General features: G+C 49.2%; 1 rRNA gene. It reads right to left on the reverse strand.

The window, feature by feature from the left end:
• Positions 1 to 48 precede the first annotated feature (48 nt).
• Positions 49 to 1,546: ribosomal RNA gene (locus tag L654_RS0118350) — 16S ribosomal RNA — on the reverse strand.
• Positions 1,547 to 1,975: the final 429 nt, after the last annotated feature.

Here is a 1,975-nt window from a genome sequence, read left to right on the forward strand (position 1 = left end):
TAACAATCATCTGTGTGGACACTACGAACAAATAAGTTCTAAATCGTATAAGGAGGTGATCCAGCCCCAGGTTCCCCTAGGGCTACCTTGTTACGACTTCACCCCAGTCATGAATCACTCCGTGGTAAACGTCCTCCCGAGGGTTAGACTATCTACTTCTGGAGCAACCCACTCCCATGGTGTGACGGGCGGTGTGTACAAGGCCCGGGAACGTATTCACCGCGTCATTCTGATACGCGATTACTAGCGATTCCGACTTCATGGAGTCGAGTTGCAGACTCCAATCCGGACTACGACGCACTTTAAGTGATTCGCTTACTCTCGCGAGTTCGCAGCACTCTGTATGCGCCATTGTAGCACGTGTGTAGCCCTACACGTAAGGGCCATGATGACTTGACGTCGTCCCCACCTTCCTCCGGTTTATCACCGGCAGTCTCCTTAGAGTTCTCAGCATTACCTGCTAGCAACTAAGGATAGGGGTTGCGCTCGTTGCGGGACTTAACCCAACATCTCACAACACGAGCTGACGACAGCCATGCAGCACCTGTATCAGAGTTCCCGAAGGCACCAAACCATCTCTGGTAAGTTCTCTGTATGTCAAGTGTAGGTAAGGTTCTTCGCGTTGCATCGAATTAAACCACATGCTCCACCGCTTGTGCGGGCCCCCGTCAATTCATTTGAGTTTTAACCTTGCGGCCGTACTCCCCAGGCGGTCTACTTAATGCGTTAGCTTTGAAAAACAGAACCGAGGCTCCGAGCTTCTAGTAGACATCGTTTACGGCGTGGACTACCGGGGTATCTAATCCCGTTTGCTCCCCACGCTTTCGTACATGAGCGTCAGTGTTGACCCAGGTGGCTGCCTTCGCCATCGGTATTCCTTCAGATCTCTACGCATTTCACCGCTACACCTGAAATTCTACCACCCTCTATCACACTCTAGTTTGCCAGTTCGAAATGCAGTTCCCAGGTTGAGCCCGGGGCTTTCACATCTCGCTTAACAAACCGCCTGCGTACGCTTTACGCCCAGTAATTCCGATTAACGCTCGCACCCTCCGTATTACCGCGGCTGCTGGCACGGAGTTAGCCGGTGCTTCTTCTGTCAGTAANTGACTGAAAGTGCTTTACAACCCGAAGGCCTTCTTCACACACGCGGCATGGCTGCATCAGGCTTGCGCCCATTGTGCAATATTCCCCACTGCTGCCTCCCGTAGGAGTCTGGGCCGTGTCTCAGTCCCAGTGTGGCTGATCATCCTCTCAAACCAGCTAGGGATCGTCGCCTTGGTGAGCCATTACCTCACCAACTAGCTAATCCCACTTGGGCCAATCTAAAGGCGAGAGCCGAAGCCCCCTTTGGTCCGTAGACATTATGCGGTATTAGCAGTCGTTTCCAACTGTTGTCCCCCACCTCAAGGCATGTTCCCAAGCATTACTCACCCGTCCGCCGCTCGTCAGCAAAGTAGCAAGCTACTTTCTGTTACCGCTCGACTTGCATGTGTTAGGCCTGCCGCCAGCGTTCAATCTGAGCCATGATCAAACTCTTCAATTAAAAAGTTTTATGTCTTTCGACAGCTCAATGAATTCTGAATTTATTTTAATATCTTTCGATATTGAATTGACTGTGCCGAATAATTACCGAAATAACTATTCTGTTGGTCACTCAGTTTTCAATTGAGACTCTAATTTTTTTGCCTCGCTACCTAAGTAGGTTGGCTGTTAGAACTCAATCTGTACGAGTGCCCACACAGATGATTGCTTTATATTGTTAAAGAACGTTTTGATTCGCTTTAGCGTCTCAAGGGATGCGAATAATACACCCTTTATTTTTCGAGTCAACACTTAGTTTTAAACTTTCTTTTTAGAAGATTTAAAACCGAAGTTTTATTTAACTCTCTGAGTAGTTCGTGCCTCGCTATGCGTTGGCGTTTCCTGTCTCAGTGGGGTCGCATTATAGGGAGATTCGAGCGGGGGTCAATGT

Source organism: Pseudoalteromonas sp. TAB23 (genome assembly GCF_000498075.1).
In the GTDB taxonomy this organism is placed as follows: Bacteria; Pseudomonadota; Gammaproteobacteria; order Enterobacterales; family Alteromonadaceae; genus Pseudoalteromonas; species Pseudoalteromonas arctica.